This window comes from Nitrospira sp. (genome assembly GCA_024760525.1).
Classification (GTDB): Bacteria; Nitrospirota; Nitrospiria; order Nitrospirales; family Nitrospiraceae; genus Nitrospira_D.
Map to the genome: position 1 here is coordinate 2,733,702 of CP060499.1, position 25,076 is coordinate 2,758,777.

General features: G+C 57.5%; 22 protein-coding genes and 1 pseudogene. 14 read left to right on the forward strand and 9 right to left on the reverse strand.

Annotated elements, in window-relative coordinates; translation table 11 throughout:
• The first annotated feature begins 114 nt into the window (after positions 1 to 114).
• From H8K04_12825 to H8K04_12850, 6 genes are all read left to right on the forward strand, one after another.
• A complete protein-coding gene (locus tag H8K04_12825) occupies positions 115 to 1,845 on the forward strand; it encodes an adenosylcobalamin-dependent ribonucleoside-diphosphate reductase (GenBank protein UVT14721.1) in 1,731 nt (576 codons plus the stop codon).
• 119 nt (positions 1,846 to 1,964) lie between these two features.
• Positions 1,965 to 2,723: a hypothetical protein gene (locus tag H8K04_12830; GenBank protein UVT14722.1), complete on the forward strand. Its 759-nt coding sequence runs from the start codon at positions 1,965 to 1,967 to the stop codon at positions 2,721 to 2,723.
• A 120-nt stretch (positions 2,724 to 2,843) separates the two neighbouring features.
• On the forward strand, positions 2,844 to 3,527 hold the full coding sequence (locus H8K04_12835) for an HAD family phosphatase (protein UVT14723.1): 684 nt from the start codon (positions 2,844 to 2,846) through the stop codon (positions 3,525 to 3,527).
• A gap of 13 nt (positions 3,528 to 3,540) precedes the next feature.
• Complete coding sequence (locus H8K04_12840) at positions 3,541 to 4,482, forward strand: cobalamin-binding protein (GenBank protein UVT14724.1); 942 nt, start codon at positions 3,541 to 3,543, stop codon at positions 4,480 to 4,482.
• Positions 4,479 to 5,339, forward strand: coding sequence for a presqualene diphosphate synthase HpnD (hpnD, locus tag H8K04_12845; protein UVT14725.1), 861 nt, complete (start codon positions 4,479 to 4,481; stop codon positions 5,337 to 5,339). Before H8K04_12840 ends, hpnD begins: the two co-directional genes overlap by 4 nt.
• Positions 5,336 to 6,652, forward strand: coding sequence for an FAD-dependent oxidoreductase (locus H8K04_12850; protein UVT14726.1), 1,317 nt, complete (start codon positions 5,336 to 5,338; stop codon positions 6,650 to 6,652). The genes hpnD and H8K04_12850 overlap by 4 nt, the downstream gene beginning before the upstream one ends.
• A gap of 72 nt (positions 6,653 to 6,724) precedes the next feature.
• On the opposite strand, the gene H8K04_12855 is transcribed toward H8K04_12850, so the two are convergent.
• Positions 6,725 to 7,345: a hypothetical protein gene (locus tag H8K04_12855; protein ID UVT14727.1), complete on the reverse strand. Its 621-nt coding sequence runs from the start codon at positions 7,343 to 7,345 to the stop codon at positions 6,725 to 6,727.
• A 96-nt stretch (positions 7,346 to 7,441) separates the two neighbouring features.
• Between H8K04_12855 and H8K04_12860 the strand changes: the two genes are divergently transcribed.
• Positions 7,442 to 8,098: a uracil-DNA glycosylase gene (locus H8K04_12860; protein ID UVT14728.1), complete on the forward strand. Its 657-nt coding sequence runs from the start codon at positions 7,442 to 7,444 to the stop codon at positions 8,096 to 8,098.
• A gap of 351 nt (positions 8,099 to 8,449) precedes the next feature.
• Here the strand turns inward: H8K04_12860 and H8K04_12865 are convergent.
• From H8K04_12865 to tldD, 8 genes and pseudogenes are all read right to left on the reverse strand, one after another.
• Positions 8,450 to 9,571: pseudogene (locus tag H8K04_12865) on the reverse strand (IS3 family transposase).
• A 117-nt stretch (positions 9,572 to 9,688) separates the two neighbouring features.
• Positions 9,689 to 10,000 carry an XRE family transcriptional regulator gene (locus H8K04_12870; GenBank protein UVT14729.1) on the reverse strand — a complete coding sequence of 104 codons (312 nt, stop codon included), beginning with the start codon at positions 9,998 to 10,000 and terminating at the stop codon, positions 9,689 to 9,691.
• A gap of 126 nt (positions 10,001 to 10,126) precedes the next feature.
• Positions 10,127 to 10,336, reverse strand: a complete 210-nt coding sequence (locus H8K04_12875) for a hypothetical protein (protein ID UVT14730.1) — start codon at positions 10,334 to 10,336, stop codon at positions 10,127 to 10,129.
• 32 nt (positions 10,337 to 10,368) lie between these two features.
• Complete coding sequence (locus tag H8K04_12880) at positions 10,369 to 10,677, reverse strand: DUF4258 domain-containing protein (GenBank protein ID UVT14731.1); 309 nt, start codon at positions 10,675 to 10,677, stop codon at positions 10,369 to 10,371.
• Between the two features lie 106 nt (positions 10,678 to 10,783).
• Entirely contained in the window at positions 10,784 to 11,239 is a 456-nt protein-coding gene (locus H8K04_12885) for a hypothetical protein (protein UVT14732.1), read from the reverse strand.
• Positions 11,240 to 11,281: 42 nt separating this feature from the next.
• The gene (locus H8K04_12890; protein ID UVT14733.1) at positions 11,282 to 11,989 is read right to left on the reverse strand and encodes a dienelactone hydrolase family protein; all 708 of its coding nucleotides are present in this window, start codon (positions 11,987 to 11,989) and stop codon (positions 11,282 to 11,284) included.
• Between the two features lie 129 nt (positions 11,990 to 12,118).
• Positions 12,119 to 13,498: a TldD/PmbA family protein gene (locus H8K04_12895; GenBank protein ID UVT14734.1), complete on the reverse strand. Its 1,380-nt coding sequence runs from the start codon at positions 13,496 to 13,498 to the stop codon at positions 12,119 to 12,121.
• A 24-nt stretch (positions 13,499 to 13,522) separates the two neighbouring features.
• The gene (gene tldD, locus H8K04_12900) at positions 13,523 to 14,953 is read right to left on the reverse strand and encodes a metalloprotease TldD (GenBank protein ID UVT14735.1); all 1,431 of its coding nucleotides are present in this window, start codon (positions 14,951 to 14,953) and stop codon (positions 13,523 to 13,525) included.
• 200 nt (positions 14,954 to 15,153) lie between these two features.
• On the opposite strand from tldD, the gene H8K04_12905 reads away from it, so the two are divergent.
• The 7 genes from H8K04_12905 (at position 15,154) to H8K04_12935 (ending at position 25,051) form a co-directional block, all read left to right on the forward strand.
• Complete coding sequence (locus H8K04_12905) at positions 15,154 to 15,939, forward strand: isoprenyl transferase (GenBank protein ID UVT14736.1); 786 nt, start codon at positions 15,154 to 15,156, stop codon at positions 15,937 to 15,939.
• A 53-nt stretch (positions 15,940 to 15,992) separates the two neighbouring features.
• The gene (locus tag H8K04_12910) at positions 15,993 to 16,835 is read left to right on the forward strand and encodes a phosphatidate cytidylyltransferase (GenBank protein UVT14737.1); all 843 of its coding nucleotides are present in this window, start codon (positions 15,993 to 15,995) and stop codon (positions 16,833 to 16,835) included.
• Positions 16,836 to 16,852: 17 nt separating this feature from the next.
• A complete protein-coding gene (locus tag H8K04_12915) occupies positions 16,853 to 18,013 on the forward strand; it encodes a 1-deoxy-D-xylulose-5-phosphate reductoisomerase (GenBank protein UVT14738.1) in 1,161 nt (386 codons plus the stop codon).
• Positions 18,014 to 18,079: 66 nt separating this feature from the next.
• Positions 18,080 to 19,471: an RIP metalloprotease RseP gene (gene rseP, locus H8K04_12920; GenBank protein ID UVT14739.1), complete on the forward strand. Its 1,392-nt coding sequence runs from the start codon at positions 18,080 to 18,082 to the stop codon at positions 19,469 to 19,471.
• A gap of 7 nt (positions 19,472 to 19,478) precedes the next feature.
• Positions 19,479 to 21,197, forward strand: a complete 1,719-nt coding sequence (locus H8K04_12925; protein ID UVT14740.1) for a proline--tRNA ligase — start codon at positions 19,479 to 19,481, stop codon at positions 21,195 to 21,197.
• 205 nt (positions 21,198 to 21,402) lie between these two features.
• The gene (locus tag H8K04_12930; protein ID UVT14741.1) at positions 21,403 to 23,721 is read left to right on the forward strand and encodes a GspE/PulE family protein; all 2,319 of its coding nucleotides are present in this window, start codon (positions 21,403 to 21,405) and stop codon (positions 23,719 to 23,721) included.
• Positions 23,722 to 23,815: 94 nt separating this feature from the next.
• On the forward strand, positions 23,816 to 25,051 hold the full coding sequence (locus H8K04_12935) for a DUF3393 domain-containing protein (protein ID UVT14742.1): 1,236 nt from the start codon (positions 23,816 to 23,818) through the stop codon (positions 25,049 to 25,051).
• The last annotated feature ends 25 nt before the right edge of the window (positions 25,052 to 25,076 follow it).

Below are 25,076 nucleotides of genomic sequence, written 5' to 3' on the forward strand. Positions count from 1 at the left end.
CGGGGATCGAGGCATTGTGCCTGCCGCCTCACCGGACATGCAAGAGGCACCGGCGATTCCTCTCCCACCGCATGCCTTGCCGCAAAAGAAGAGGATATAATATTGATCAACTCTATGATCACTCCTCGACAACCACCGCACCTTTCGGCCAACGCACTAACCGTCTTGCGCCAACGTTACTTGGCGAAGAACGAAAAAGGGATCGTGATTGAATCACCCCTTCACATGTTCCGTCGTGTGGCCGACGACATCGCCTCTGTCGAACCGCGAGCACGACGTCGCTTGCTCGCTCGCCAATTTTATGATGTGATGGCCTCACTCCTATTCCTTCCGAATTCACCCACCTTGATGAACGCCGGACGGCCGCTTCAACAGCTCTCCGCCTGCTTTGTCTTACCTGTGGACGATTCGCTGGAATCCATCTTCGATACCGTCAAGCATCAGGCGCTCATCCATCAGTCTGGTGGAGGAACCGGATTTTCCTTCAGCCATATCCGCCCTCACGCCGACCGGGTCGCGACCACCAGCGGACTCGCATCAGGCCCTATCTCCTTCATGCGCGTGTTTAACATGTCCACCGATGTCATCAAACAAGGAGGCACGAGGCGGGGCGCCAACATGGGGATCCTGAGGGTCGACCACCCCGATATCCTGGACTTCATCACGTTGAAGCAGCAACCGAGTGAAATGACGAACTTCAACCTCTCGGTCGGTCTCACGGATCGATTCATGCGAGCGGTACACCGAGGCCAGTCTTATGCCTTGATCAACCCACGCACTGCGAAACCGGTTCGGCGTCTCCCCGCCCGGGCGGTCTTCGACCAACTCACAGAGGCGGCCTGGCGATCCGGCGAACCAGGCGTTCTGTTTCTCGACACCATCAACCGGGCAAATCCCACGCCTCATCTCGGTCAAATCGAAGCCACCAACCCCTGCGGTGAACAACCGCTGCTTGCCTATGAATCCTGTACGCTCGGCTCGATCAACGTCGCCCGCCTCCTCACGGCACAGCGCGATAGAGTCGCCATTGACTATGAGCGGCTGGCAGCCATCATTCCGCTGACAGTTCGGTTTCTCGATAACGTGCTCGATCGAACTCTCTTCCCTCTCACCTCGATTGAACGTCATACCAAACGGACCAGAAAGATCGGTCTCGGCATCATGGGCTTCGCCGATGTCTTGATTCGGCTCGGTATTCCGTACGACACCGACGAAGCCTTGCAAGTCGCCGATCAGTTGATGGGATTTATCCGATTCCATGCACACGAAGCATCTCGCCGACTCGCGCAGGAACGGGGAACGTTCCCAGCGTACAAAGGTAGCCGGCTCGCATCCAAGGAGTCTCGACTGCGCAACGCCACCGTCACGACGATCGCCCCCACCGGCACCATCAGCATTCTGGCCGATTGCTCCGCCGGAATCGAGCCGCTGTACGGCATCAACGTCGTTCACACCATCATGGAAGATATTCGCCTTGAACGTCTCCATCCCGAATTCCTCAAGCAGGCCAAATCTAGAAGACTACCTCTCGCTGAATTGCGTCAGGAGATCGGTCGTCACGAATCCATTCAGCACCTCTCCCGGATTCCAACCGACCTTCGTCGGCTGTTTGTGACGGCCCACGATATCGCCCCCGATCACCATGTTCGGATGCAAGCGGTTTTTCAACGGCACAGCGACAGCGGCGTGTCGAAGACGATCAACCTGCCTCCCACGGCAACAACGAAAGAGGTGGCCGCCGCGTTCCTGCTGGCCCATGAGCTTGGGTGCAAAGGAGTGACCGTGTATCGATCCGGCAGTCGAGAGCATCAGGTACTCTCTTGTTCGCACGTGCAATCCTGCTGAGTCTGAATCCGCACCTGGATTGGCGCTGCTGAATATTCGCACAAAATTGACAGCCTATACGCTTGGTGATAAGTACTTTTTCAGATTGTACGATGCTGTCCGCTAGAGGGAGGTGCTCGATGTTCGCTATTGCTGGAGGCCCATCATTGGCCGGCAGTCCTCTGACTTGGAACCTATTCTTTGCTCGTCAGCCTGAGCCCGATTTGGAGTTCACTGAAGAGGAATTGGAGCAGACAACCACGATTCGATCGTCATCGCCTATGAAACCACCCAAGCAATCGGGTGGGCGTCCCCTTCTATGGGTACTCTTGTTGGTGCTGATCGGCGGCGGCGCCTACGTCGCAATGGAGCCGGAGATGATCATGGACTACATCAGTCCGCTCCTCGGCGAATCACCGGAGCCTCAACCGCAACCGCCTGTCGCTCGAAAACCGGCGCCCGTTGCTCCAGCCGCTCAGCCTAAAGCCGTCACTCCGCCTCCTGCCATGGCACCAGTCGAGGCACCACAATCAGCAATACCGGCACCGGCTCCCGTTCCCATGCCGCCTTCTGCTCCACCTATGCCGACGGCTTCCGCTCCCGCACCGGTAACGCCGTCTCCTACGCCGGCGCCTGCCGCTCCCGTCAACGCTTCACCGGCTCCCCTGTTCAGCGAAGGGCAGCGAGTATTCGTCCTGCCGAATCCCAGCGCTCCCGGTGAGAAAGTCGTTCTTCATCAGGACGCAGAGGGGACAAGGCCCGGACCGGCCATTCCGCCGAGAACCGTGCTCACAATTCTTGACGGGGATCTGCAGGGTGACGGATGGGTGTACTCCGTTCGCAGTGACTTCGGCACCAAGGGGTGGTTGGCCGAGCACCAGCTCAAATTGAAACCCTGATCGTCCGTACCACACACGTCATGCACAGAGGGTGGTGATCGCATCTCCATCCTCTGTGCTATAATGCCGCCCGTCCACGCCTCCATCAAACAGGTGGTCCATCTCAATTCTCAGGAACCCATGCGCGCGGTGATCTTTGATTTCGACGGTGTCATCGCCGACACCGAGCCCCTCCACTTCGAAGGGCTGCGCCGGACGCTTGCGGATATCCAGATCGTCTTGACGGAGAAAGACTATTACGCCGACTACCTCGGCTTCGACGATCGCGGATGTATTCGGGAGGCGCTACGGGTCAATCACCGCCAAATCTCGGCCCCGCTTGTGGAAGATCTGATGGCCAAGAAGGCTGTCGCTTATTTAGCCTCGATCAAAGACCATCTGGTGATTTTCCCGGGCGTGAGAGAGTTCGTCGAGGAGGCTGCGGCCGCGTATCCCATAGCGATCGCCTCGGGGGCGTTGCGCGCCGAGATCGAGCTGGTGCTGGAACGAATCGGCATCCGCAAAGCATTTTGTCATATTACAAGCGCCGAGGATGTGACGAACGGCAAGCCGGACCCTGAACCGTTCCTGCATGCGCTGGCCGGATTGAACCGGCATCATTCGTCCGCACCGATGGCATCCGCCTCGTGCTTAGTCATAGAAGATTCCCGTCCCGGCATCCGGGCCGCAAAATCGGCGGGAATGAAGGTCTTGGCGGTGACCAATACACACACCGTGCAAGACCTGCACGAAGCCGATGCCATCAGCTATAGTTTGAGTGAGACACGGCTCGCGGACTTGCGGGCCCGCTTGTGGCCGATATAACCTCGACACCATCATGAGAATCTGCTCACTTGTGCCCGGAGCCACAGAGGTGATCGCCGCCCTCGGTTTGGCCGATCAGCTCGTCGGTATCAGCCATGAATGTGATTTTCCTCACTCAGTTCGAGATGTTCCGGTGATGATCGATCCGCTGGTCGAGGCGCACCGGACAACAAGCCAGGCCATCGATCAGCGGGTCAAGGAACTGGTGGCTGCAGGAAGCCCGCTCTATCGACTGAACGAGGAGGCGTTCCATCAGGCTCAACCCGATCTGATTCTCACACAAGACCTGTGTCACGTCTGCGCCGTGACGCCCGACCAACTCACACACGCCATCCAGTCGCTTCAACACCGACCCCACGTGCTGACGCTGGGCCCGACGACGTTGGAAGAGATGATCCATGATATTGAACGGATCGCCGGGGCCTCAGGGTGTCCCGCCGAGGGACTGGCGCTTGCAAACGGCCTTCGTCAACGATTGAACCGCGTGCACGGACAAATGAGTGCGATTCGCTCGCGTCCCCGCGTGGTGTGCCTGGAGTGGCTGGATCCTCTGTACGTCGCGGGTCATTGGGTGCCGGAGATGGTCGACTTGGCTGGTGGCTTCAATGTCCTTGGGTCTAAAGATGCTCCTTCCTACGAAACCTCCTGGCGCGCGGTGGAAGCCGCACAAGCCGACGTGATCATCGTGATGCCTTGCGGCTATTCCGTCGATCGGACCGTCAACGAACTCATGCAGACCGGGCAGCTTCGGGACGCATGGCGACGCGCGTGTGACCACTGGCCGAATGTGTACGTCGTCGATGCGGCATCGTATTTCAGCCGCCCCGGCCCTCGACTTGTGGATGGCGTGGAGCTGCTCGCTGCAATTCTGCACCCGGATCCTGATCATCGCGTGGACTCAGCAAAAGCGATCAAGCTTGAGACCGACATACTCGCCGGGGGCTGCACATCATGACGGTCAGGGAAGCGCAGGCCTATTGCACGGCCTACACGAAGAAAAGCGGCAGCAACTTTTTCTATTCGTTTCTGTTCCTTCCCAAAGCGAAACGTGAGGCCATGTATACGGTCTATGCCTTCTGTAAGGCTGTCGACAGCGCCGTCGATGAACCGGCCGCCGGCAGCAACCCGAAAGACGAACTGAAGCGTTGGCGGAACGAGCTTGACGCCGTATATTCGGGCACTCCGACCGACCCGATCATGGTCAGTCTGGCCCATCATGTGAAGACGATGGGGATTCCCAAAGCGTACTTTGAAGAGTTGATCAAAGGCGTCGAGATGGATCTCTTCAACAATCGCTACGTCACGTTCGACGAGTTGTCCCTCTATTGTTACCGCGTCGCCTCCGTCGTAGGGCTCATTTGCTTGCATGTATTCGGCGTCACGTCCGCCCGCGCGCAGGACTATGCGGTGGCACTCGGCATGGCCTTCCAAATGACGAATATCCTTCGTGATGTGGGCACCGATGCCGCCGACGGCCGGATTTACCTGCCGTTGGAGGACTTGCGAAAATGGAACTACCCTGAAAAGGCCATGCTGAATCGAAACGATTCCCCGGAATTCCGGGCGTTGATGGAGTATGAAGCCTCCCGAGCTCACCACTATTATAAAAAAGCCGATGCGGCCCTCATGGGCCTGCCGCCTTCCGAACGCCGGGCGCTGACGGTTGCGGAAATCATGCGCGGCATTTACAGCCGGATTCTGGAACAAATCGAACAGTCGAACTATCAGGTCTTTGGACCTCGGCTCAGTCTCACCACGACCCAGCGGGTGGTCATCGCCTTACGGATTTGGTTCCGTTCCCGGTTCTCGTGACCGCTCCATCCTCACACACGGTGCTCATTCTCGGCGCAGGTCTGGCCGGCCTCACGACGGCGTACCATCTGCATCAACACGGCTATCACGTGACCCTGCTCGATCATCCGGACTGGCTCGATGGATTCCGGACCAATGCATCCGAAGCCGCGCCGATTCTGCTTGGATGCCACCGGGAAACCAGGCGTATTCTTGACACCCTGGAGAAGGACCGCGCTTCGGAGGCGGACCGCACCATCCCTCTCGAATTTCGCCTGCCGGATGGGCGCGTTGTTCCCTATCAGTCCGCCCGTCTTCCCGGAGCCTTCCAATGGATGATGAGTCTCTTCAGTTTCCACGGTCTTGCCTGGCAGGATCGGTGGAGACTCTTCTCGCACGTCGAACAAATTTGGGAACAAGCACACACGCTCCCGGCAGACTTGGAGAACCGGACCGCAGACGAGTGGTTGACGGCAACCGGGCAGAGCCCCGAAGCACGAGAGCGGATTTGGGACCCGCTCGCTCGATGGTTGACCGGCAATACGCTGGCACGTCTCTCCGCCGCAACGTTCGTCCAGTTGCTTTCAACCGTATTTCTCAGCGACGCATCGGACGCCAGACTCACACACCTCTCCGGATCCGTCGGCCACCGGTTCATCGCACCGATGAAACAGGTACTCCAGCAAAACAATGCGCAGATTCTTCCCCTCGCACATCGGCCGCACCTCCGGTTTGGGCAGAACGGAGTGAGCGACATCCGGCTCCACGACGGCGCAACGCTGCAGGCGCAATGGTACATCGTCGCGCTTTCATACCGGCACCTGCTTGCTCTTTTGCCGGATCGACTGCTGACGCGCTACGCCTACTTTGCGCAAGTAACCGAACTGAACAGCCTGAGCGAGATCGTCGTCCAACTGACCTCCCGGGCAACCGTCCAATCTCCTCGACTGCTCTTGCTACCGGGCCGACCATTTCAACAGCTCACCGCAACATCCTTCACGGCCGGCGAAATCCGTTATCGGCTGTCCGCCGTCGAAAGCCCCCTTACAGAATGGGATTCCGATCAGTTAGTCGAGGCAGCGATCACCGAGCTTGGCCTGTTGTTCCCTACCCTGACCAAGGAAAACCTGACATCCCGGGAAATCTTTCGCGAGCGCCACGCCGCCCTGCTGCTCGCGCCTGGAGCGGCACGGCTCAGGCCGCTTCAACAAAGCCCGATCCAAAATCTGCTGGTCGCAGGAGCCTGGACCGACACCGGATGGCCCGCCAATCTGGAGAGCAGTGTCGTCAGCGCCCGGCGCTGTGCGGAGATCATTGCCGGCCACACGACGTGATCAGAGGGGGGAGTTGGATGGCATGAGGAGCCAATGATTGGGGGGCCTTTTTTGCAGAGAAAACCTACCGAATTAATTCGATCCGAGGTGCACATAGCACAGATCCTCAAACCGCTCGCCGCCTCGATACTTTGCGATCACCATCCACTCCCGTCGGGTATCCGTGAGACCGACATAGGCCGTCCCATCGAGAAGAAATGGTCGAAGAGAAAAGGCGGTCGTCAAAGCGGGAGGGGCTGAGGCCTTGTCGATCCTAAGCGCAGTAAGGGGATAGGTCCCGGCGGTCCGTTCAAACTTATCACGAGTCGCCAATAAGGGACCTGTATCCTGCCAACCCGCCTGTTCAAGGACAGTACTGTCGGCAGGAAATACATAGAGGCTGTCACTCGGCACGCTTTTCATGCAGAAAGTGGCCCTTACCACGAGATCCTCCCGCCCGTCGTTGTTCAAATCCATGCGGGCCTTGTCGAAGCTCGAACAGCGCCGCGTCGCAGGTCCCTGGCCTTTCAACTCGACCGGCGTCCACTCCACCGTCTTCCACAGTTCGGAGTCTGAGCCCGTATGCCCTCCCAGCGATGCCACCACTTTTTCACAGAACAGCCTATCCGCGAACGCCGCCAGTTCCACAGAGGCCGCGGTTGCTAGGGCTGGAATCATGGCAATCAACACCGTCCCCAGGCGTACAAGGTTCATCGTCACCTCTCCAACAATCTGACCACATCATCTCGATTGACATCACAGCCCGGCGTTTCTAAGATACCGTCACCGGCTGTTTCGACTTGATCACGCATGACACTCACCCCTCTCCAAGAACTTGCCAAATCACTCCACGACTGCCAACGCTGTAAGCTGGCGAAGCTGGGACGCAGCCAAGTCGTGTTCGGCGTCGGGAATCCTCATGCAAGTATCATGTTTGTTGGGGAAGCGCCAGGATTCAATGAAGATCAAAAGGGTGAGCCATTCGTCGGAGCGGCAGGAAAACTTCTGAACGATCTTCTGACCTCAGCAGGACTCTCGCGTGACCAGATCTACATCGCGAACGTCATCAAGTGCCGACCGCCGAACAACCGCGATCCCGAACAGGATGAAGTGGAGACGTGCAAACCGTTCCTGCTGCAACAGATTCAGTTGATCCGCCCGAAACTGGTCTGCACCTTGGGGAACTGGGCCACTCAGACGTTACTAGAACGCAAAGTCGGCATCACCAAAGTAAAAGCGCAAGCCTTCTACATGAAAGACTTCGTGATCTTTCCGCTCCTCCACCCGGCAGCCGCCCTTCATCAAGGGAATCTGCTGGTCACGCTGAAAGAAGACTTCAAGAAGTTGAAAGAGTTTCTGGATCGGAACACCAAACCAGCTGAACCAACTACCGCGGGCCCCACCCCAACCGCACCAGTCCTCAATATCGAATCGCCCCAACCCGCACAGATGGATCTGTTCGGATAGCAGGCTGGTGAAAAAGTTCGCCAGCTTTGTTCTCGCGTCGCTCAGAGGCTCAACGTACCGACCTGGGTAAACGCCTGTTCCGACAGGCGATGGGTGGGCCGGGTAAAAATAGGATACGCGTCGCCCCTTCGCTCGCTGCGGCCTCGCTGGACGACCATTGCCCAGCCTGAGGATGAATGCGTTGGTCCCTGGTCGCTTCTAAATTCATAGCCTTGCCGTTTCAATTCTCCCGGCCAAACACCGAGCTATGGCTCACCCAGTGTCCCTTTCCCGCCTGTTTCAAGGATCGACGGAGGGGACGCATCGACTTCTGATCACTCAGAATCTCGGTTGTCTCTGTAAGCTCCCCCGTCAACGGGACCCTGCCAAAGGAGAACTTTTGGCACCAAGTTGGGCCCGATACACGGCCGGCGGGAGCCCCGCCAGCGCGTCATGAGGCCGCTCCTCGTTGTCACGCTGTAACCATTCGGCACTGATCTCTCGCACCTGATCCAGCGATTCAAACACAGAGGCATTGAGCACTTCCGTCCGATAGGTGCGATTGAATCGTTCGATGAACGCATTCTGATCTGGTTTCCCCGGTTGGATGTACCGCAACTCGATCCCGTGTTCGGCGCACCAGCTCATGAATCGGTCAGCGACCAGTTCCGGACCATTATCCAAGCGCAGCGCCTGCGGCCGTCCGCGCCAACTCACCACTTGCTCCAGCACCCGGATCACCCGCTCGGCAGGCAGGGACGTATCAATCTCGATGGCTAAGCCCTCCCGGACCCCTTCATCCAGCACATTCAACGTCCGAAATCGCCGCCCGCCGTAGAGGGTGTCACTCATGAAGTCCACGGCCCACACGGCGTTGGGCTGTGGGATCACGAGGAGAGGCTGGCGGACTCGACCCGGCAGCCGCTTCTTCGTGCGCCGCGGCAGATTGAGTCGCAACTGGCGGTACACGCGCCACAGCCGCTTATGATTCCACGGATGCCCATCGAGCCGCAGCCGATCGCAACATGTCCAGAAGCCCCAGCGACTCTTCGCCGCGACCAGCGTGGTCAAGGCCGCGATGACCGGCGCATCCCGCCGGGCCCAATCGAGCTGCGGCCGATAGTAGATGGCCCGTCCTAGTCCAACCGCGCGGCAGGCCCGCTGAACCGGGAGACCGTTCACCGTCACTAACTGCGTGACGACCTCTCGTCGCTCCGCGGGCCTTAGAGCTTCTTTGCGATCACATCCTTCAGCGCGGCATTCTCCAGAGACAGGTCCGCATACATCCGTTTGAGCCGGCTATGCTCGTGCTCCAATGCCTTCAGTCGCTTCACGTCCGAGGCCTCCAACCCGCCGTCCTTCGCTTTCCACTTGTAGTAGGTCGCAGAGCTACTCCCGTGCTGCCGCCAGATCTCGTTGACCGACCGGCCGGCCGGCATCGGCCTCTTTCAGAATGGACACGATCTGCGTTTCGCTGAACTTCGATTGCCGCAGGGGAACCTCCTGGCTAGGGTGGCTCTTCTGCCAGAACGTTCTCCTGTTGGCTGTCTACGATTGTGGGGAGCTTACAGAACCACTGGACCAGCATCTCCGGCGCTTCGATGCGGTGGGTTACGCTGCCGTCTTCTTCAACCTTAGTTCGGTGCGATAGCCCGTTGCGGCCAGGACTCGGATCAGCACATCTGTTGAGACTCCCTGTGTATTGCCATTCGCAATGGCGGTCACTCGGGTTCTCGCTGTTCCGGCGCGCTTGGCGATTTCAGCGTGAGTCAGTCGTGCCGCTTGAATGATTTTTGCCAGTGCCACGGTCAACTCCGAGCGAAACTCCATTTCAGCGGTGTCGGCGGCGGAGAGCCCTAAGGCCCGCCCAAGGTCTTCGGCCGTACGAACGGTCACGCCCTTGTGAGTTTTAGTGGTCGCCATGTATTACATCCCGCTGTTGTCGTCGGGCAAGAACCTCGTGGTGTAGGAAACGGAAAGACAAACGCCTTTTGCAATAACCTGCTATGTTTTCGGCCGTATCATACACGAGAAGCTTCGTGAGAAAATTTAGCTGGCGAGCTTATGGAAGGAAATTCCGGTCATGTCGAGGTCTTTACCGGCACGGAACAGCCGCTCAATCGCCTCGCTGATCTTGAGGGCCGTCTTGCCTGGCACGCTCCTGGCTCCGCAGCGGCCGCAGAGCATTGCATTGACGTTTTCCACGTCAGCGTAAAATCCACCACGTTCGAAGTGCAACGTAGTCCGTCCTCGGCGCATGGCTGAACCGCACTCAGGACACGCCTTGCTGCCTATCGCTTTCGTTTTTTTCGAACTTGGCTTCTTATCCATTGATCTCGTTGAGGAATGTACGTGGTGACAATGTCCATTGTTCGCCTTGCGCCAAAGTCTACCACAACGTGAACGGGAATCGCATTCGTATTGCGTCCATAGATCAGACACCGCGTTCTATCTGCATACTGCTCAATAATTTCCCCTGTCTGAATGACATACAGCATGTCGGCCACGCTAATCCCGTCTTTGAACCCCTCGGCGAGCGCGTGGTCCGTGACAAAAAAGTTGCCATTTCGAATAAAAGCTCGAATGGCGTCGATCTCCATGACGGCGCAGAATAACGGAACACTAAGAAAGGGTCAAACACTAGGTGAAATAGAGGGTGATCAACACAGGTTATCGCATCACCACAGAGATATTCCCTATAGAGATCTAGCCTTTTGATTTGAGGGTCGGCGAGGAGTCTGAATCTGCAGCTTCACCGCTTTCTTCTTCGGCAGGTTTCTCTTCTTCCGGCACGTCGAACCACTGCACCAGCATCTCGTCCCACCAGGCTTCGGTGACGTCAGTCCCCGGGTCAGTCCCTAGGAAAGCCACATCATCTTGTTTGATGGACGACCCTACAAGCTGCGGCTGGAATTTCGCCCGATTGATGATTTCCTTCGTGGCATAGCCCCCGATGATCCAGGAGTCGGGATCAGCTCGGCGGGACTTGTACGCCTTCAAACCATGCTTGAGATACATGAAGAGCTGCTGCTGAATCGGGTCCGTAACGCCGGACTGCGGGAGGCTGAGAGTTTTTTCGATTCGCTTCCGCCACTGCCGATCGTCGTAGCGCGAGGTAATCAGCTGGAGCATTTTCTTCCCGAGATCGGCATCAAGCGGCATGGCGTTACTCTGGACTATTAAGAATACAGCTGACGGACATTATTAGCCGAGGTGCTGCTTGAAAAAGGTCTTGGTCCTTGCCCACGCATCCTTGGCTGCGTCCGGCCGATACACAGAGGGATCGTTATCCCGGAAGAACGCATGAGGCGCACCGGGATAGGTCTTGACCTCCCCCGTTTTCCCGTATTTCTTCAATGCCGCCCCCAGTCGTTGCACGTCGGCCTTCGTAATCCAGCCGTCGTCTTCGCCGTAGAAATACAGCACTGGACAAGCCAGCTTCTGAATCGGCGTATCGGGATTGGGCACCTGGCCATAGAAGGGCACCGCCGCTTTGATGTCCGGATTGACGCACGGCAGCATCAGCGCATAGGACCCGCCCATACAAAACCCGGTCACACCGATCTTGGTTGCATCGACCTCGGGAACTGACTTGAGATAGTCCACCGTCGCATTCAGATCGGTGAGGCCATCCTCTTGTTTGAGGGTATTCATCAGCTTTCCGGCTTCCGCGGCATCGGTGGTGAGTGGATGGCCGAGGCGCGAATAGAGATCGGGAGCGATCGCAACGTAACCCTCCCCTGCATATCGCCTCGCGATATCTTTCATGTGGTCTGTGAGTCCCCACCATTCTTGAACGATGATGATGACCGGTCGCTTATCCTTGGTGTGAGGAGCCGCGACGAATGCCCGCATCGTCACCGCTTTTCCACTTGGGTACTGAACGGTCGTTTCTCGGATGGATTCAGCCATGAGTCACCTCCGCGCCTTCGCGAGTGCTGAAATTGAGTCCTGCATGCTGAGTGGTGAATTCCAAATTGGAGACTGCAGCGGACGTGCGATCCTCAACTCAGGAGTCAGCACTCGGGTCTCAGCACGTGTTCAGTTTCCGGCCACCATCAGCTCGGAGATCTTCAGTGTCGGGCTCGCAATGCGCCCCCGGAACACGAGATCGTCCCCGATCACTTCGATGTCCTTGAACATCTGTTTCAAATTTCCGGCGATCGTGATTTCTTCAACCGGGTAGGTCAACTCCCCGTTTTCGATCCAGAACCCGCAGGCTCCCCGTGAATAATCACCCGTGACCATATTAATTCCGAACCCGATCAACTCGGTAACATAGAGCCCTTCCTTCACCGACCCGATGATGTCCTGCGGGCTCTTTGATCCGGGAACGAGATAAAAGTTCGTCGGGCCGACGGAAGGACTTTCGCCCACGCTGCGCGACGCGTTCCCGGTCGAAGGCAGTCCCAGTTTCTTTCCGGAATAGGTGTCGAGCAAGTAGCTCTTCAGCACGCCGCGTTCTACGATCGTGTTCTTTCTCGTGGCCAACCCTTCACCATCAAAGGGACGTGACCCCAACCCGCCCACCATCCTCCCGTCGTCATAGATGGTCATCCGATCGGACGCGATCGGCTGGCCCAGTTTGTCGAGAAGAAACGAAGCCCGTTTGTAGAGGCCATAGCCGGAGACGGCACTGCACAAGTTAGCCAGCAGGCTCCCGGCCGTATCTTGATCGAACACCACCGGCACCCGCTTCGTCGCCACCTTGCGCGCGCCGAGGCGGCGAACCGCTCGTCGAGCGGCTTCCTGCCCGATCGACTCGGCCGAGGCCAGCCGCGCAAACTTGCGCTGCACCTCGTACCAGGCATCACGCTGCATGGCGCCCGTCCCGGACTCGGTCGCGATCGGAGACACGGAGAGTGAAAAGTTCGAGCTCTTGTAGGAACCGACGAACCCGTGGCTGTTCGCCAGAACCACTCGTCCTGACGACGAATCAAACTCCGCTCCTTCGGAATTCGTCACGCGCGGGTCGGCCGCGAAGGCCGCCGCTTCCCCCCGCTTGGCCCAATCGATCTGAGTTTCCGTATCGAGCACGGTCCCATCATAGAGATCGAGACCCGGCTGGTCTGTGGCCATCTGCGCGGCGTCAGGCAATCCTGATACATCATCCTCAACCACAGCGCCGGCTAGAGTGCAGGTGTCTGCCACGAGCCGTTCGAGAGATTCCTGTGAGAAATCGGACGTGGACGTGGTCGCCGATCGCTTCCCGATGAACACCCGCAAGCCCAGCCGCTTCTCTCGCGCCTTGGTCAATCGATCGACGGTGCCCACCCGCACTTGGACCGAAAAGGTCTCGCCGTCGGCCACCACAATATCGGCTTCCGTTGCGCCGCACGCCTTGGCTCGAGCCAGCACATCGGCAGCGAGCTGCGCGTAGCCGTTTCCTGTCTCCTTTAAATGAGTGTACGTCTGGAGCATGGTCTTACTATGAGTGAAGCCTTTCTATCCCTGGGTTCCGCCGACTGTAATTTCCTCAATCTTGATGGTCGGTAAGCCGACCCCGACCGGCACCGACTGGCCGTCTTTGCCGCACGTCCCGATTCCGTTGTCGAGTTTCAGATCGTGTCCCACCATCGATACCTTGGTAAGGATCTCCGGCCCATTCCCAATCAACGTCGCTCCCTTCACCGGCTTCGTGATTCGGCCGTCCTCGATGAGATATGCTTCGCTCGCCGAAAACACGAATTTCCCGTTGGTGATATCGACCTGTCCCCCTCCGAACGAAACGGCATAGAGCCCTTTCTTGACCGACCGGATGATATCTTGAGGATCCGATTCGCCGGCCAGCATGAAGGTATTCGTCATCCGGGGAAGCACCACGCTTTGATAGCTCTCCCGCCGGCCGTTCCCCGTCAGGGGTATTCCCATGAGACGTGCGTTCAGCTTGTCGGTGATATACCGACGAAGGATGCCCTTTTCAATGAGCGTCGTGCAGCTGGTCGGCGTTCCTTCATCATCCATATTCAACGAGCCGCGGCGGAACGGGAGCGTCCCATCATCGACGATGGTACACACGTCCGACGCCACGCGCTTTCCGATCAAGCTTGAAAAGGCCGACGTCTTCTTGCGGTTGAAGTCGGCTTCCAGTCCATGCCCGATCGCCTCATGCAAGAGGATCCCGGGCCACCCTCCGGCCAAGACCACTGGCATCACCCCGGCTGGAGCGTCGACGGCGGAAAGGTTCAGGATCGCCTCTCTCGCGGCCTCTCGGGCATAGCTTAAATGGCGGTCGTCCTCTCGATAGTATTCGAACCCAACCCGGCCTCCCCCACCGAAACTTCCGACTTGGCGATTCTCATGGTCTTCAGCGATGCAGGTGATCTGGAGGCGTGACAACGGCTGGATATCACCGACTAAGGTCCCGTCAGATGTCGCAACGGCCACCACCTTATATTCCGTGTTGAACGAGGCCATCACGTTCTTAATACGGGGGTCATACCGCCGAGCCTCAGCATCGATTTCATTCAACAGCGCCACACGATCGGTGGTCGCTACCTCGGCCGTCGCTCGTTCGATGGGATACAGGTCTCTCGTCGGTCGTCGCTGTGTGGGGACTGGAACGGGAGACTCTCCCTTCGGAGAATTAGCGATGTAGCGGGCCGTATCGGCCGCAATTTCCAGATCTCTCTTCGTTAATTCATCCGAGTACGCGAATCCTGTTTTTTCGCCTGCGGTCGCCCGGACCCCGACTCCTTGGGAGACGCTCTTGGCGGCGCGTTTGACGATGCCTTCTTCCATGGAAACCGACTCTGACGTCCGTGACTCAAAATACAGGTCCGCATAATCAACATCCCGAACCTTCAACCGGTCGAGTGCATGCTGGGCTTCAAGTTCGGTGACACCAAAGTTCGTCAATTGGACCGGCTCGGGCATGGTAAGGTTTCCTCTCCGTGTCTGTCGGCTGCTGGCCGAGTATAGCCCAATCATTTCCGCAGTCGCAATGCGATGATTCCTCACACCACGCATTTCTAAGTAGTTACCGAGTTATCGTTTGACATTCCATACCCCCACCAGTAGACTTTGGCCACCGCAGTTCCTCTCACTTTGGACATGAGGAGCTTGCGTAAAACTCTATGGCACACCAGCCGTCCTCAAGCCTCGCCCACCTCTCTGAAAGTGAGCTGACCGCCAAGCTGGAGCCGGAACTCCTCCCGAAACATGTAGCGGTGATCATGGACGGCAACGGGCGTTGGGCGGAGCTTCGCGGTCTCCCTCGCATCGCCGGCCATCGGGAAGGCATCAACTCCGTGAGGGAGATGATTACTCTGTGTCTGGAACTCGGCATCCATGCCCTCACCATCTATGCGTTTTCGCAGGAAAATTGGAACCGCCCCACGCAAGAAATCAACGCGCTCATGGGTCTCTTGGAACATTACCTCTCTACCGAGCGTGCCAGTCTCATCGAGCAGGGTGTTCGCTTCCGCGCTATCGGCCGCCACGATCTTCTTCCTTCATCGGCCCAACACTGGGTCCGCACGACCGAGAAGGAGACCTCACATCTTGACAAATTGATCCTCACGGTCGCTCTCAGCTACGGAGGGCGAGCCGAGATCGTCGATGCGGTGAAGACATTGATCGAGGACGTCCAGGCCGGAACCGTACAACCGAGCTTGGTCGATGAAACCACGATCCAACAGTACCTGTACACTCATCCGCTCTCGGACCCTGATTTACTCATTCGGACGAGCGGAGAAACCAGGATCAGCAATTTTCTCTTATGGCAACTGGCCTACACGGAACTGTGCTTCACCCCGACCTTGTGGCCGGATTTTCGACGACGGGAGTTTCTGCTGGCGTTGATCGAATATCAAAGACGGGAACGTCGTTTTGGCCGAGTCCTAAGCACCGTGTCATCCTAATCCTTGTGGGATATCCCCTCACTACCGACGCTATTGCCCACAGCTTGATATCTGTGACCACCTCACCAGCACGCACTCGACGATTCGATCTTCGGCGTCTCTACACCGCGGCGGCGCTGATCCCGGCCGTGTATGTCATCATCGCCTATCTTGCTCCCTGGGCCTTGACGCTCCTCTTGATCGCCGTCGGTTCCATGGCCCTGTTGGAACTGTATCGCCTCAGTTTCCAATCACGCTTGAACCGCCTTCTCGTCGGCATCGGGTTGGCAACCTTTGTGATGGTACTCGCGCACTCTCATGTATCCCTCGGCCTGCCGGAGCTGTTGATCGCCGGTACGCTCGTCGTGGGCACGGCCGTATTCTTCGTCGCTCCATCGGCGGAGCATCGATGGAAAGATGCGCTGATCATCCTCTTCGGCGTGCTCTACGTCGGCTTTCCCCTTAGCACCGTGGTCTCGACCCGCTCACTGCCGTCCGGCGAATTCCTGGTCCTCTTCCTGGCGGCGGTCACCTGGGCTTCCGATACCGGCGCCTACTACACCGGAACGCTCTGGGGGAAACACCTGCTTATCCCGTCGATCAGTCCAAAGAAAACCGTCGAGGGGGTACTCGGAGGACTCGCGCTCGCCGTGATGGCCGCACTCCTGGCTCAGCAGTGGTTTGCCTCCCAGCTTTCATTGTCGGATGCGTTGATTCTCGGCGCGCTCTTGACCGGAGCGGGGCTGATTGGAGACCTGTTCGAATCGGTGATCAAACGTCGGACGGGAGTCAAAGACTCCGGGGGGATCCTGCCGGGCCACGGCGGTATGTTGGACCGGCTCGATAGTCTCTTGTTCACCGCCCCCACCTTCTACTACTATGTCGCCTGCGTCCGCGGCCTGTCGCCGTCTCTATAGAATTGAGAGGAGAGGTTATGAAGTCGATTATCATCTTGGGGTCGACCGGATCGATCGGAACCAATACGCTCGATATCGTTCAGCGATTTCCCGATGAATTTCGTGTCGTCGGGCTGACGGCCGGCAGTAATATCGACAAGCTTGAAGAGCAGATCCGCCGGTTCAGACCCAAAGCCGTCGCCGTCTCGACGGAGTCCTCCGCAGCCGTGCTCCAAAAGCGCTGTGCCGGACTTCCGGTTGAGATCATGGCCGGCGAAGAAGGAATCGTACAGGTGGCATCCGGGCTGGATGCCGAACTGGTGATTTCCGCCATCGTGGGCGCGGCCGGCCTCGTACCGACCTTATCGGCAATCCGCAGCGGAAAGCACATCGCCTTGGCCAACAAAGAACCGATGGTGATGGCCGGCAAGTTGATGCAGGATGAAGCCCGGCAACATGGTGTCCGGATTTTTCCGGTCGACAGCGAACACAGCGCGATCTTTCAGTCCTTGGAAGGACATCGGATTGAAGATGTCCGGCGACTGATCCTCACCGCATCCGGCGGAGCCCTTTGGACACTTCCGCAAGAACAGCTTCAGGACGTGACCCCCGAACGAGCCCTGCAGCATCCAAACTGGAAGATGGGGTCCAAGATCACCATCGACTCGGCCACGCTGATGAATAAAGGCTTGGAAATCGTGGAAGCCCGCTGGCTCTTCAATATCCCCGAGTCCAATATCGACGTCATGGTTCATCGGGAAAGCATCATTCATTCTCTGGTAGAATATAAAGACCGTTCGATCATCGCTCAGTTGGGACTTCCGGATATGCGAACTCCTATCTCGTACGCCATGCGCTATCCGGCCAGGATGGCTCTCGACCTCCCGTCATTGGATCTGACGGAAATCGGACACTTGACGTTCTGCAAGCCCGACCATGATCGCTTTCCCTGTCTCAATCTCGGGTACGAGTCCCTTCGAATCGGCGGGACCATGCCCGCCGCGATGAATGCCGCGAATGAAATTGCCGTCGAGGCATTCCTGAACCACGGGCTTCGCTTCATCGAAATCGCTCAAGTCATCCGTAGTACGATGGAGGCGCATCCCCATCGCGAAATTACCTGCCTGGATGACGCATTGGAGGCGGATCGATGGGCGAGGGAGAAGGCGGAAACGCTGGTGCATGCGTTGCCTCGCTGACAATCGTTTTGTATTTCACGCGGCGAATGTTAAAGTAAAGGGCCAACCACTCGACAGGGAGTTCCGATGACGTCCGCATTTGCCTGGTCCCCCGATACCTTGTGGCTTCTCCTCCAGAAGGCCTGGTGGTTCCTGGTGGTGCTCGGCGTGCTGGTCGCCTTCCATGAGCTCGGCCATTTTCTAGCCGCCCGATGGGTTGGAGTCAAAGTCCTCAAGTTTTCGCTTGGCTTCGGCCCGAAACTCTTCGGCCGCCAGGTCGGCGAAACCGAGTATCTCGTATCGGCCGTCCCGCTCGGCGGCTATGTCAAATTGTTCGGTGAAGACGAAACGGAAGCGACGACCCCTGACGACCGCCGGCGGTCGTTTTCGCATCAGGGTCTATGGGGAAAGGTCCTCATCGTGGCAGCCGGACCCGGGTTTAATTTCATTCTGGCGTATTTGATCTTCGCCGGATGGCTGTCGACCGGCGCCCCGCTTTTTGTCCCGACATTCCGCGATCTGAGCGCCGATGTCGAGGCGCTTGTTCCCGGTTCTCCCGCATCGGTCGCGGGGATAGAGGTCGGCGACCGCGTGGTCGGTGTCAACGGCAAAGACATCTCGACCAAAACCGAGCTGCTGGATGTCGTATCCAAGAGCAAAGGGCAACCTGTCTCCCTCCAAGTCCGACGGGAGGGGCAACTGAAAACCTTCACGGCAACCCCGGTGCCGATGGCGGGAGATGGTGCGGCCGGAGACGAACCGCTGTATACGATCGGCATTGAAGAAACCCCACCGTTAGTCACCTCAGTCATGCATGGGTCGCCCGCGGCTGCAGCGGGACTCCAGCCCGGGGATCGGGTGGCCACGATAGACGGTCAAGCCATCTATACCTGGGCGCAGATGACCACCCAGGTGAGGGAACACCCGCAGAAGCCCTTGCAAGTCGAGGTGCTCCGCGACGGAAAACGCACTGCGTTGACGGTCACACCGACCAGCGAAAAAATGACGGTTAACGGACAGACTTTGGAGGTGGGGAAAATCGGCATCTCCGGTCCGGGTCGGTCTTTGATGCGTTCCGACAACGCCGCCGAAGCTGTCTATCAAGGGCTGGAAGCCACGTGGGGCTGGACCGAACTGACCACGATTGGCCTCTACAAAATGATCGTGGGCGACATTTCAAGCAAAAATATCGGCGGGCCGTTGACCATCGCCAATATTTCTGGTGAAGCCGCCTCGCAAGGCGCCTCCAGCGTCGTATTCCTCATCGCCATCCTCAGCATCAATCTCGGGGTCCTCAACTTGCTGCCGATCCCCATTCTCGACGGCGGCCACTTGCTCTTTTTCTTGATTGAAGGCATCCTGCGCAAACCACTCGGCGAACGGCAACGAGAGGTGGCCCAACAGGTCGGGTTGGTGCTGCTGGTTGGTGTGATGATCTTCGCCTTCTGGAATGACTTAGAACGGATCTTCTCCCGCTGAAACTTTCATGAAAACATCTCAATTGTTGATTCCCACGCTGCGGGACGATCCCGGAGAAGCGGAGACCGTCAGCCATCGACTGATGTTGCGCGCCGGCCTGATCCGGAAGGTCGCTGCCGGCATTTACACGTACCTTCCGCTCGGACTTCGCGTGATCCGCAAGATCGAACAGATTGTCCGCGAGGAAATGAACCGAGCCGGCGCTCAGGAGCTGCTGATGCCGATCGCGTCTCCTGCCGAATTATGGAAAGAGACGGCCCGCTGGGACTATTACGGGAAGGAACTCCTGCGTTTCAAGGATCGCCACGAGCGTGATTTTTGCCTGGGGCCGACACACGAAGAAGTCATCACCGATCTGTTCCGCCGTGAAGTACGCTCTTACCGCCAACTCCCGCTGAATTTTTACCAGATCCAAACCAAATTCCGGGATGAGATCCGTCCTCGCTTTGGGCTCATGCGGGGACGTGAGTTCATCATGAAAGATGCCTATAGTTTCGACGTCGACGAATCCGGCGCCAAGATCAGCTATCAGAAGATGTACGACGCCTATACCCGGATCTTTACGCGGTGCGGCCTCACCTTTCGTGCGGTTGAAGCCGACACGGGATTAATCGGCGGAGATGTTTCGCACGAGTTCATGGTCCTGGCCGATACCGGAGAAGCGACGGTGGCATACAGCGACCAGGGATCTTATGCCGCCAACCTTGAACGGGCCGAAGTGCTCCCTCCCGCTGAGGTCGATGCGGCGCCCCTTCTTCCCCTGACTCCCATCGCGACTCCACAGCGCCGGACGGTGGAGGACGTGACCGCCTTTTTGCAGATTGCACCACGACGATTGGTGAAGACACTGATCTACCGGGCCGGATCGGAAACCATCGCCGTGCTGATCCGAGGCGATCATGAGCTGAACGAGGTGAAGTTGGCGCGGCTGCTCAAGATAAACGATGTTGCGCTGGCCGATCCCGCGACGGTACAGCAACTGACGGGAGCCGCTCCCGGATTCGCCGGGCCGGTCGGCTTAGAGAAGGTACGACTCCTGGCAGACCACGCCGTCAACGGACTGAAAAACGTCGTGATCGGGGCCAACAAAAACGATACTCACTACCAAAACGCCAATCTTGAGCGCGACTTTACCGTTGAACAATTTGCCGACCTTCGGAATGCGCAAACCGGCGATCCTTCCCCTCGCGGATCCGGCAAGTTGATGCTTGCCAAAGGCATTGAGGTCGGACAAGTGTTCCTACTGGGCACCAAGTATAGCCAGAAAATGAACGCCACCATCCTCGACGAGCAAGGCAAGGAGCGCCTCGCCATTATGGGTTGCTACGGCATCGGCGTCGGTCGTACCGCCGCCGCTGCGATCGAACAAAATCATGACGAGAAGGGTATCATCTGGCCGTTTCCCATCGCGCCGTTTCATCTGCACCTCCTGACGGTCAGCCAATCGGAAAAGACCACCGAAACCGCCGCACGTCTCTATTCCGACCTCACGGCTGCAGGGTTCGAAGTATTATGGGACGACCGAACCGATCGCGCAGGCGTCAAGTTCAACGATGCTGATCTGATCGGCATCCCGTTCCAGGTGGTCGTCGGCGACAAAGGTCTTGCAGACGGCATTGTGGAGATCAAAATTCGAAGAAGCGGGATCAAAACCCGCATCGCGCCCGGTGATCTCATCGCGCATCTCAGGACACTTTCACACGAATCCGATTCAACCTCTGCGTGAGCCATTCCTCAGCGCTCCGGCCTCGCACGGCTTTCCGATTTTTTCCGAACTCGACCGGCGGAAACCGCGTTTTCCTTGCCTTCTCGTGCCGTTCGGCTAGACTGAAGCTCAATTCACAACCCTGTGACCTGTTCCGGCTGGGGTCTACTGTTTAAGCGTACAATCTTATCGGTTCACGTCCCGACCTCAGAGAGAGCGCAGTCGGATGCAAGCCAAGCCGATGACTCAGAACCTCCAGGAGCTGCAGCAAAAGGTCGAGCACGCCGAGCACGTCAAACGGATCACCACCCAGGTTCATGCAGCCAGCAATCTTGATCAAATCCTTCTGGACTTGCACAAGGACATCCTGAGTCTGTTCGACGCAGAAGACCTGACGCTCTTCGCATTTGACGCTGAAAAGAAAGAAATCTTCTCCAAAGTTCCGCATATCGACAGCGTCGAGGAAGTCCGCATCCCGATTACCGAGCAGAGTCTCGCCGGTTTCTGCGCCAAATATCTCCGCCCCGTCAATATCACCGACGCCTACAACATGATGGAGCTCCAAGCGATCCATCCGTCGCTGCTTCACGACACATCCTACGATAAACGCACCGGATTCAAAACCAAACAGGTTCTGACGTATCCCATTGTCGCCGACAACAAATACCTGATGGGAGTCCTGCAACTTCTCAATAAAAAAAGCGGAAGTCGGTTTACCCGCAAAGATGAAGAGGCCGTCGACGAAATCGCGAAAGCGCTTGGAATCGCCTTCTTCAATCTTCGGAAGATCTCAAAAAAGAACCCCACCAAATTCGATCTCTTGGTCAGCAACAACCGAATTACACAGAATGAACTCGACCAAGCTATTGCGGACTCCCGAAAAGGGATGAGCGACCTGGAGAGCATCCTGATCGAAAAATGCAAAGTCCCGAAGATCGATATCGGCAAATCGCTCGCCCAGTTCTATAAGTGTCCGTATATCGAGTACAGCGAGCGGACCCTGGTCGATGTGGAGCTGCTCAAGAACCTCAATGTCGACTACCTCAAAAAGAACCACTGGATGCCGCTCAAACGAGACCGTACGGCCATCGAGATTCTCACCGACGATCCCGGAGATCTTGACCGAGTCCAAGACATCAAACGAACGTTTCCCGGGCTGAACATTCGCTTTGCCGTCAGTCTGCGCCGCGACATCGCGCAATTTCTAACCTCCGCCACCGGACAAACCGATCCTGGAGGGAGGAAACTCGATGAAAACGTGTCCGATATTCTCGGCGAACTCGTCACCGAGGCACAAGCCGAGGCGATGGAGGATTCCGCCGGAGCCGGAGGTTTGGACGAAAACGACAGCGCGATCGTCCGTCTGGCCAACCAGATCATCGCCGATGCCTACCGTCAGAATGCATCGGACATTCACATCGAGCCCTATGGAGAAAAGCGCGAAACGCTCGTGCGTTTCAGAGTCGATGGGGATTGTTTCGAATACATGAAGATCCCTCAGAGTTACCGCCGCGCCATCGTCTCGCGACTCAAGATCATGGCGAGCCTGGACATTGCCGAGCGCCGCAAACCTCAAGACGGCAAGATCAAGTTCAAGCTTTCGGAGACGAAAGAGATCGAACTCCGCGTCGCGACGCTCCCCACGGCCGGCTATAACGAGGACGTGGTCATGCGTATCCTGGCGGCAAGCGAGCCGCTGCCTCTTGACAAGATGGGGTTCTCTGATCGGAACCTTAGAGTGCTGAAGGAGATTTCGGAAAAGCCCTACGGCATCATTCTGTGCGTCGGTCCGACCGGCTCCGGGAAAACCACCACCCTTCACTCGGTACTCGGCAACATCAACACCCCCGACATTAAGATATGGACGGCGGAAGATCCGGTCGAAATTACGCAGTATGGCCTGCGCCAAGTGCAGGTCCAGCCGAAGATCGGTCTCACGTTCGCCAACGCGATGCGCGCCTTTCTCCGGGCCGACCCCGACGTCATCATGGTGGGAGAAATGCGGGACAAAGAAACCGCCGACACGGGCATCGAAGCGTCACTGACCGGCCATCTGGTATTGAGCACACTGCACACCAACAGCGCCGTCGAAACGGTCACGCGTCTACTCGATATGGGTTGTGACCCGTTCAGCTTCGCCGATGCCATGCTGGGCGTGCTCGCGCAACGTCTCGCTCGCCGTATCTGCAAAGAATGCAAAGAGCAGTACATCGGAACCAAGGAGGAGTATGAAGAACTCCGGCTCGGATACGGGGCTGAATATTGGGATAAGCTCGGCATCAAACAGGATAATACCTTTCGGCTTTCCCGTGGCAAGGGCTGCGAGACGTGCAACCGATCCGGCTTCAAGGGCCGGGTCGCTCTACATGAACTCCTCTTGGGTACGGACCAATTGAAACGAATGGTACAACAAAAGGCTCGCACCGAAGAGATGCTGAAAACGGCACTCGAAGAAGGAATGACGACGCTTGTTCAAGACGGCGTTCAAAAAGTCTTGCAGGGCCATACGACCTATAAAGAAGTCAAAGCCGTCGCGATCAAATAGCACTTCCGATTCGATCCGCCTCCTGATATCACCCTTTCATTTTTCGGCGGCAACCGTGTAGAATGCGGCCCCGTTTAACTTGGACAGTCGGCCGATGCGGGTATCCAAACTCCTCCTCGCCTCATTGATCCTTCTCGCCGGATGCGAATCAGTCGATCGTGTCCTGACGAATGCCGACCGCGTGCTCGGCAGCCGCACCAGCAGAACTCTCCTCGACGTCGCGACAGGCAAAGATCCCAAGCAAATCCTCAAAGAGCGCGTCGATGCTTATCAGCGAGACCCCCAGGCCGTGATCAGGGACCTCCGGACGATCCAGCGTGACTTCAACACCATTATGACCGCGCTGACGGGACGGGTGCGGCAAACCTGGGGCGAGAAAGAAGTGAAGGTCCCGGAACAAAAGAAATATGTGAAATACACCCAGAACTATATGAGTCGTACCATCGTCGACTTCGACAGCGGGTCGATCGTAGTGGAAACCTTGGACGACAAGGCGCCGAAGGAGAGCTTGAAGAACGCGATCGTCACGACCTTGCTCACACCCGACGACCCGCGCTCCGTCGATCTCTTTTCCGACAAGCCGGTCACGCTGACCAGTGACAGGCCTCCCTATTTATTGGGTTTGGTGCTGGATCAACAAGGACAGCCGATCCGCACTCCCGCACAAGCCGAAGCGTTCGCGGCATCAACCCTCGAGACCGCCGCCAAAACGAGACCTGTGGACCAGAATGGAGTCACCAAGCAGTCTCTGATCGCTGAGATCAAGATGGTGGCCAATTTCTCGAACCGGCAGGCGGACAAGTATCGGGCGACCGTCACCCGGTTTGCCGAGCAGTTCAAGATCAGTCCCAGCCTTATTTTTGCCGTGATCAGAACAGAAAGCAACTTCAACCCCTTTGCGGTAAGCTCCGCCCCGGCGTATGGCTTGATGCAGCTGGTCCCGACCAGCGGAGGCCGTGATGCCTATCGAAAAGCCAAAGGCACGGATACGATTCCTTCACGAGATTATCTGTTCGATCCCGAGAATAATATCGAACTCGGCAGCGCCTATCTCAATGTGCTCTCGTATAATCTGCTCGAACAGATCGACAATGAAGTCTCTCGGGAATACTGCGTGATCTCGGCGTATAATACCGGCCCACGGAACGTCTTCAAGTCATTTGCCAACGACTCCGCAGCCGCCCTCAATCAAATCAACAGCCTCGAGCCACCGGCGGTCTATGACCGGTTGCGCAGCAACCTGCCGTATCAGGAAACGAGGGATTACCTCGTGAAGGTCGTCACCTTCCGGAAGCAGTTTGTGTATCTGCCGGAAGGCGACGATCGTTGAGTGATTGCGGTAGCGATTGAGAAGG